General features: G+C 62.6%; 8 protein-coding genes, 1 tRNA gene and 1 pseudogene. 5 read left to right on the top strand and 5 right to left on the bottom strand.

The genetic code is table 11. The features are described 5' to 3' along the window. Positions 1–307: 307 nt before the first annotated feature. Positions 308–946, top strand: a complete 639-nt coding sequence (locus tag IVA82_RS32970) for a glutathione S-transferase (RefSeq protein ID WP_247387370.1) — start codon at positions 308–310, stop codon at positions 944–946. A 118-nt stretch (positions 947–1,064) separates the two neighbouring features. On the opposite strand, the gene IVA82_RS32975 is transcribed toward IVA82_RS32970, so the two are convergent. The 3 genes from IVA82_RS32975 to IVA82_RS32985 are packed head-to-tail and all read right to left on the bottom strand — an operon-like array spanning position 1,065 to position 1,797. Continuing rightward, a complete protein-coding gene (locus IVA82_RS32975) occupies positions 1,065–1,232 on the bottom strand; it encodes a hypothetical protein (protein WP_247387371.1) in 168 nt (55 codons plus the stop codon). A 5-nt stretch (positions 1,233–1,237) separates the two neighbouring features. Then, positions 1,238–1,483, bottom strand: a complete 246-nt coding sequence (locus IVA82_RS32980; protein ID WP_247387372.1) for a hypothetical protein — start codon at positions 1,481–1,483, stop codon at positions 1,238–1,240. A gap of 59 nt (positions 1,484–1,542) precedes the next feature. Next, positions 1,543–1,797, bottom strand: a complete 255-nt coding sequence (locus IVA82_RS32985; protein WP_247387373.1) for a PilZ domain-containing protein — start codon at positions 1,795–1,797, stop codon at positions 1,543–1,545. A 226-nt stretch (positions 1,798–2,023) separates the two neighbouring features. On the opposite strand from IVA82_RS32985, the gene IVA82_RS32990 reads away from it, so the two are divergent. Continuing rightward, positions 2,024–2,098, top strand: a tRNA-Glu gene (locus IVA82_RS32990). A gap of 67 nt (positions 2,099–2,165) precedes the next feature. On the opposite strand, the gene IVA82_RS32995 is transcribed toward IVA82_RS32990, so the two are convergent. Together IVA82_RS32995 and IVA82_RS33000 are read right to left on the bottom strand one after the other, a co-directional pair. Beyond that, positions 2,166–2,378, bottom strand: coding sequence for a hypothetical protein (locus IVA82_RS32995; protein WP_247493701.1), 213 nt, complete (start codon positions 2,376–2,378; stop codon positions 2,166–2,168). A gap of 704 nt (positions 2,379–3,082) precedes the next feature. Further along, positions 3,083–3,286 (bottom strand): hypothetical protein, encoded by a 204-nt coding sequence (locus tag IVA82_RS33000; protein WP_247387374.1) that lies wholly within the window; start codon positions 3,284–3,286, stop codon positions 3,083–3,085. 979 nt (positions 3,287–4,265) lie between these two features. Between IVA82_RS33000 and IVA82_RS33005 the strand changes: the two are divergent. The 3 genes and pseudogenes from IVA82_RS33005 to IVA82_RS33015 all read left to right on the top strand — a co-directional run. Then, positions 4,266–4,667 (top strand): annotated as a pseudogene (locus IVA82_RS33005) (PilZ domain-containing protein); the annotation flags it as partial. 118 nt (positions 4,668–4,785) lie between these two features. Then, positions 4,786–5,025 carry a hypothetical protein gene (locus tag IVA82_RS33010; RefSeq protein ID WP_247387375.1) on the top strand — a complete coding sequence of 80 codons (240 nt, stop codon included), beginning with the start codon at positions 4,786–4,788 and terminating at the stop codon, positions 5,023–5,025. Between the two features lie 399 nt (positions 5,026–5,424). Continuing rightward, the gene (locus tag IVA82_RS33015; RefSeq protein WP_247387376.1) at positions 5,425–6,462 is read left to right on the top strand and encodes a PrsW family glutamic-type intramembrane protease; all 1,038 of its coding nucleotides are present in this window, start codon (positions 5,425–5,427) and stop codon (positions 6,460–6,462) included. The last annotated feature ends 145 nt before the right edge of the window (positions 6,463–6,607 follow it).

Consider the following 6,607-nt stretch of genomic DNA (forward strand, 5'->3'; position numbering starts at 1 on the left):
GCCCTCCTGCGCGGCCTTCCCTCGAGCCCGCAAAAGCACGCCAGATAGCGCCGCCATGTCCCCGCCATCGATCCGGTAACGACGCATCTTCTCGGCCCGGCATCATTATCCCCAGCTGCCACTTCGCTTTGCTCAGTTCGAAAGCCAAGTAAATCGTGGCATACTCGCTTCCGGCGGGTGCGTCAGTGTGATCAGTACGCATCGTTGATCCTCCAGGGTGAGTTGGTGGTCACAAACTCAATTTACCCCTGACCACCTGCCACCCCATAGGATCTACGACACCGAAAAATGCCGCGGGAGGATAAAGATGCCGGACACACAGCTGACGATCTGGGGCCGCGCCAACTCGGTCAACGTGCAGAAGGTGCTGTGGTGCCTCGCCGAGCTCAGCCTGCCCTATCAGCGCATCGACGCCGGCATGAGTTACGGCAGGACTCGCGAGGCCGAGTATCTCGCGATGAATCCCAATGCGCGCATCCCCACCCTGGTCGAAGGCGACTTTGTGCTGTGGGAATCCAATTCCATCATGCGCTATCTTTGCCTCGCGCATGGACGCGGCGCTCCGATCTATCCGGAGGCGCCGAAGCGCCGCGCCTCGGTCGACCGCTGGCTCGACTGGACGCTGTCGACGGTGCAGCCGGTCGACCGCCCGGTGTTCTGGGGCATCGTGCGCACGGCACCTGGCGAGCGCGACATGATCCAGGTGCAGCGCGATGCGGATGCGGCCGCGGAGGTCTGGGCGATCGCCGATCGGCTGCTGGCCACGCGCCGTTTCATGGAGGGCGACCAGTTCACGCTCGCCGATATCGCGGTCGGCGCCTATGCGCGGCGCTGGCTGGGGGTCGAAGGCATCCGCCGGCCGGCGCAGCCGCACCTGACGCGGTGGCTCGCCGAGCTCGGCCGCCGCGCCGGATTTGCGCAATACGTCGCACCGCCGATGTCGTGAGCTCTTGTGCGCCTTAAGCTGCAACGGGAGCGTGATGAATCCCGATATTGCAGCAAGCGTCCGGCACGCGGCGGCTACTGTGCATGGGGTTGTTTTTCACTTTTTGTTTTGGCAGGTGCTAGAGCCAGCCGCGCTCGACCAGCAGCACGCAGATAACCAGCGCCAGTGTCACGACCGCGGTCGCCAGCCGCGCGGTCCAGCTCAGGCCGCGGCCGATCCACCACAGCAGCGCGCAATACATCAGCACGGGAACGACAAGGTCGAGCCGCAACAGGTCCGGCGTCATGCGGCTCAGCGCCGGACCGCGGCGTCGGTGCTGATCGAGCCGCCGATCTCGACGCAGGTGCCGGTGCCCTCGACCATGACGAAGCGCGGGCCATACGAGGCGCAGGCGTTCGCCTTTGTCCTGCCGCTCGTGCCCTTCAGCGGCAAGGCCTTGCCGGCCTGCGGCCGCTCGGGGGGAGGAAGGCGCAGGCTCTCGGCCGCGGCCGCGGAGGTCGTTGCCAGGAAAATGACGATGAGGATGGTTGCGCGCATCGTTTGCGTTTTAGCCCGAAACGCGCGCCCCGCGCCATCCGGGGTCGCGCCGGCAGATCTCAAAGGAACTTGATGCCGGCCGATTTGCCGCGGCGCCAGACGACCTGACAACTCCGCCCGGTGCGCGCATCCCGCGAGAACGCCATCCGGATCACGCCGGGAAGCTGGCTGGCGTCGTCGTCCATGGTGATCTTCGCGCCGGAGGCGGAGATGTCCTGCACCAGGCAATGCCGCGCGGCGAACCCGCCGTCGAGCGTGATCCAGGCATGCCGCGACAGCAATTTACGGTCGGCGCGCTTCTTGGGCGGTGGCATGGATGAAAAAGTCTCCCATTCCAGCTAGCTCCGGGAACCCTAATAAACCGTTGAAATCGCCTCCCGAATGATCCCGGGACCGGAGCTGTCCACCGCCCGAAAAGACCGTTCCCGAACGGCTTGCCCACGGGCCCAAACGCCACTATACGTTCGCCCGCCGCGGCCGCCTGGCAAAGACTCGTGCGGCCCACGGCCGTGCCGCCAGAAGCGGCGGGGCTCTGCGTTTGCTCCCTTCGTCTATCGGTTAGGACGCCACCCTTTCACGGTGGAGAGAGCGGTTCGATTCCGCTAGGGAGCGCCAACAAAAGCAACGACTTAGCTGGCGCCCTACCCTTCGTGTCCAACGTTTGGCCAATACGCGGGGCCGCTTATCGAGCGGTAAAAGCTCGCTTGCCCTTTGCTGCCTGAAAGCATTCCGCATATGTGTCGAGAATCCAATTCCGGTCGGCGGTAGTCCAGCCTGAGCTGGGTTGGTTGTGGAACGACTTCCGCTCAACATCGGCAACCCTTTCCATGAGCTTGTACGCGACTTGCTCGGGCGAGTTTTCGCCGATGTGCACTACCGGTGCGGAGTCTGCCATTTCGAACTTCCTTAGTTGTGAGAACCGCCCGCAACCTAGAGGAATGAAAGTTGGAGTCCAGTCGCCAACCAGTTGAGCTGTGAATAAGCCGCCAGCGACCGGCGGGCCTAGCCGCAGCGCGCCGGCCACCCGTAAATTTCCCAAGGAAACCCGACCCTGGTCCGAAACCGTGAGGGGACATCGGCCGTTGAATTGCATGAAGCCCTCACGCACATGGCTCCGGCCGTTTGCAATTGCTGCTGCGCTCATCCTCGTATGGTTCACCGTGAGCGTGTTGTTCTATTCGGAAAGCCCGGACGATCCGCCGATGATTGTTGCGTTACTCTCGGAATGAGAGCGTGGGCCCCGCTCCTTGGGCTCGGCGGGCACCGACCGCTAGAATCGCCCTTAGCACGGAATGAAATCATTCACTGCTCCGCACGAAGCAATCCGGAAACGATCCGAGAGTAGCTTTCCCTCACCAACGAGGGATCTCAAATGATCGCGCTTCAATTGGTTGCAGTGGTGCTTGGTGGCGGCATTTTCTTGTCGATGTGCTCGGGCGATCTCGGCGCGGACGTGGTCCTCGCCATCCTAACTTGCCTGTCGTAAGCGAGAAGGCCCGCCAGCGTGAACCGGGGGCCATGTTTCTTAGCGGCGGCATTGGAGGCACCATCGCGCTCGATCCGATAGTGGGTGGAAGACAGGCGCAGCCGTGCCGCCGATCAATCCTGTCCCATCTGCCTTAGCCCTGCTTCGATCAGCTTGACGTCCTCCTGCAGAGCCAGAACCGATTGCCTTGGATCGACACCCGTCCTGCTTTGGACATCAGCTAGTAGCTGGCGCCGGTGCATAAGCATGTCTTCCAACGCAGGCTTATTTTTCAACCGAACGTAGGCGGAAACAATTTGTTCAATAGTCGATGGCATGAAAATTTCCTCGGATAAAAGTTCCAAGTCCCGGGAGGAACTAGCAAAATTCCGGGCGCGAACTAGCCTGCACGATCTATGCCAAAAGTCGAGGACGCCTCCGGAGTGGACGTCAAAGGAAGGCCCGCCAGCGTGAACCGGCGGGGCTGCCCTCCCACCCTCGGCGCGAAGCCATTTCGCCCCCCGCGCGAAATCTACTGGAAACATAGCGGGTCGAAGGTGGTGGCATCGGATAAGGGGGATGCCAAGATGCTAGTCCTAATGAACCTGATTTGGCGGCGGCTTGCCTACACGATGCTGATCGGTATGCGCTCTAAGCTCGTCCGGCAGTAAGGGTAAAGGCGGCTTTCGTCAGGAGGCCACGACCATGCCCAAAGAGATTGCTATAGCGCTCTGGTCCTTGGCAGCTGCCTGCGTACTCGCATTCAGCATGGCAGCGCTGGTTGCGACCCACTAGAGGAGAGAAACACCGCCGGCGTGAACCGGCGGGTTCGATTGCCTACCCGGCGTAGTTCTTTGAGCGCTGTGTCACCGGAAAAACTCAGGTGACCATCTTCGCCGCCGCTTCTTAATGGGTTTCATCTCGCCTGTGCTTTCGACCTCCGCGGTCTCTTGATGACCGCATCTTGCACACCGAAACTCAATTTGGGGCGACTGGATTGGCCAGATCGGGTGGATGAAGTTGGCGGGCATCGGCCAAGCATGACACTTCGGACAATCACGTAGCACATGATCCGGAGAGAGCACGGGCATCATCTCCCAACAACCTAGAGCCCCGTTGATCGCCAACGATGCATTTTTCGGATCGTTCCGATAAAAACGGCCCCTGCGTCGGGGGGCGCAGGAGCCGGGGGTCAACCGGTTTGCAGGGGGGCTTGAAGCCGGAGCACAGTGAGAACGGGGGGCATTGCCGTTTGTTCCCGACTCGCAAAACGCTCTGACGCTCCTATCTTTTCGCACATGCGTATGGCGTACGAGCTCTGCCTGCCTGAAGATGGGCTTCCTGATGGAGCTCGAGATGACCCGGGCGCGGCGCGCCTGGATGTCGGAGAAACTGACCTGGCTCGAGAAGAAGCAGAAGGACGCCAGCGTCGAAGATCTGCGGCGTGACGCGCGGTTCGTGCCGCAGGTCTCGCATACATTCCTGACACTCGCCGACGGAAGCACCCACCCCTGCTTCATCATCGACGTCTCGACGGCCGGAGTTGCGATATCCTGCGAATTCGACCCGCCGATCGGAACGCCGCTCGCAGTCGGCGCCTGCGTCGGGCGCGTCATCCGGAAATTCGCCAGCGGCTTTGCAGTAAAATTCGCCGAAAAACAGCAGCGCGACGATCTCGTCCGCCTGATCGTCCGCCCGGCGCTGAAGCAGTCCGCCTGAGGCCTCCGGCCGCTTCGCCTTCGCACTGCTGCCACGCCATGGCCCAATTGCCGGATCATTCTTTAAGGGTCCGTGCCTCGCGCGGCGTTCATGTGCAGACTTGCGATCGGGGGACCGAATGGCAGTCGACAAGATCACCTGGGACAGGGTCGGCCGGGTCACCGAGCCCGGACGCTACATGTACACGTTCGGCTGGCTCACCATCACGGCCGCCGATCTCATGATCTGGAAGCAATACCCGCAGGCCGCTTTCACGCTGCTTGCGCAACACACCGAGCCAGATCAAGCAGACAACGAATTCCATCTCGGCGCTTTCGACGTTGCGCCCGAGCCTTGGCCGCCCTTCACGACCCACTAAGGGCCGGGCTGGGACTGCCGATTCGAGCTACCACACCGGCTTTTCCCGTAAAGACCGATTGGGCAAACCGCAGGGGCCCTCCCCGGTCGGGCGTTGCCTCGTGCAGACAATGCAACCACTGGATTGGCCGCGAGGCCATCTGCATGTTGAATCTAAGAATTCTTCGTATTCCCTTGATCCAGCTAGCAAATTGCAATCCCGTACCGGAGGCGCCATTGCTGCGATCGACAGCGAACACCTCCGGTCATACAATTGATTGCGCTGGTATTCTCGCCTCGGTAAGCACGCGGATGAACGGAAGCTGTCACGCTTGTTAAAGCGATAGAACAGCAAGCGCATGACACATGGTCGCATCGGTGGAAGTAGATAAGCCGGTCAAGGGAACCTATTTTCGACGCGATGTACCTGATTGAAGCGCTGCCCACCGTCATCGGAACTGCCGCCATCGCGCCGGCGCTCCTGATGCTGTGGCTTGTCATTGCCGCGGAGGAACGCCCGGGCCCGCCGGCCCAGGTCTGGACCGCGTTCCTGCTCGGCGCAGCCAGCATCTCGTTGCTGGGCCTGGCCCGCGCGCCTTTCGCCAGGATGATCGCGGCCCCCGACGATCCCTGGGCGGCGCTCGCGATGCATTCAGTGTTCGGCGTTGCGCTGCCCGAGGAAGCCGTGAAGGTGATCGCGATCGTGCTGGTCTCCTCGGCCAAGCGGCGGACGTTCGCCAATCCGATGGACACCGTGGTCTATGGCGCCGCCGTCGGCCTCGGCTTTGCGGCCTATGAGAACCTCGCCTATCTCGTCCAGCATGCCGAGATGTGGCGCTCGCTTGCGGCCCTCCGCAGCGTGCTGACGGTGCCGTTCCACGGCGCGCTCGGTATCATCGCGGGCGCCTATCTGACGATCGCGCGCGCCGGCACGGCGCTCGGCGCGAACCGTCATCATCGCGACTGGGCCCGCCTCTCCAGCCGCCTGCTGATGCTGGCGGGCCCGCTCGCGCTGCATTCGGCCTTCGACTTCCCGCTGCTCACGCTGCAGCGGATGCCGGATCTGGATCCGACACTCCGGATGTGGCTGGGCGCCGCCAGCCTCCTGATCGGCTTCAGCTCGATCGCCTTCGCCCTGCGCCTGGTCCGGCGTGTCGCGCGACATCATGCGCCGCGGACCGAGGTGGCGCGGGAGCGGCTCAGCCAATTGCGCCGGATGTGGGCGCTGCTCCTGGCCGGCGGCGGCGTGGGCTTTCTCGGCCTCGCCTTCGTGCTGACCTCGATCCACCATTGGCTCATCAATCCCGAGCGCAACCTGACGCTGGCCCTGATCCCGATCGGCCTCACCTCGATCCTGCTCGGCATCGCGCTTCTGATCGTCACAAGTGCGATCTACATTCTCGGTCGCAACCGCATCCGCACCACCGCGGAAGGTTTTTCCTCGGCGCCCGGTGGCTGAGCCGCGGGATGGCAAGCGCGGCGCGCACGTACTAGTCTTACTGCGTGGAGCCTGTCCAAGTAGTCGCTGGTCAAGCTGGGGCGAGTCTGATTCTTTGCGGGGCTATGAGCAAGGATTTTCGACTCTGGAAGATTGACGAGGCGCA

It is taken from the genome of Bradyrhizobium sp. 142 (genome assembly GCF_023074015.1).
Taxonomy (GTDB): domain Bacteria; phylum Pseudomonadota; class Alphaproteobacteria; order Rhizobiales; family Xanthobacteraceae; genus Bradyrhizobium.

What these genes read in the sequence shown, in the direction of transcription:
- IVA82_RS32970 (WP_247387370.1), top strand. Translation starts at nt 308, where the DNA reads ATGCCGGACACACAGCTGACGATCTGGGGCCGCGCCAACTCGGTCAAC.
- IVA82_RS32975 (WP_247387371.1), bottom strand. Translation starts at nt 1,232, where the DNA reads ATGACGCCGGACCTGTTGCGGCTCGACCTTGTCGTTCCCGTGCTGATG.
- IVA82_RS32980 (WP_247387372.1), bottom strand. Translation starts at nt 1,483, where the DNA reads ATGCGCGCAACCATCCTCATCGTCATTTTCCTGGCAACGACCTCCGCG.
- IVA82_RS32985 (WP_247387373.1), bottom strand. Translation starts at nt 1,797, where the DNA reads ATGCCACCGCCCAAGAAGCGCGCCGACCGTAAATTGCTGTCGCGGCAT.
- IVA82_RS32995 (WP_247493701.1), bottom strand. Translation starts at nt 2,378, where the DNA reads ATGGCAGACTCCGCACCGGTAGTGCACATCGGCGAAAACTCGCCCGAG.
- IVA82_RS33000 (WP_247387374.1), bottom strand. Translation starts at nt 3,286, where the DNA reads ATGCCATCGACTATTGAACAAATTGTTTCCGCCTACGTTCGGTTGAAA.
- IVA82_RS33010 (WP_247387375.1), top strand. Translation starts at nt 4,786, where the DNA reads ATGGCAGTCGACAAGATCACCTGGGACAGGGTCGGCCGGGTCACCGAG.
- IVA82_RS33015 (WP_247387376.1), top strand. Translation starts at nt 5,425, where the DNA reads ATGTACCTGATTGAAGCGCTGCCCACCGTCATCGGAACTGCCGCCATC.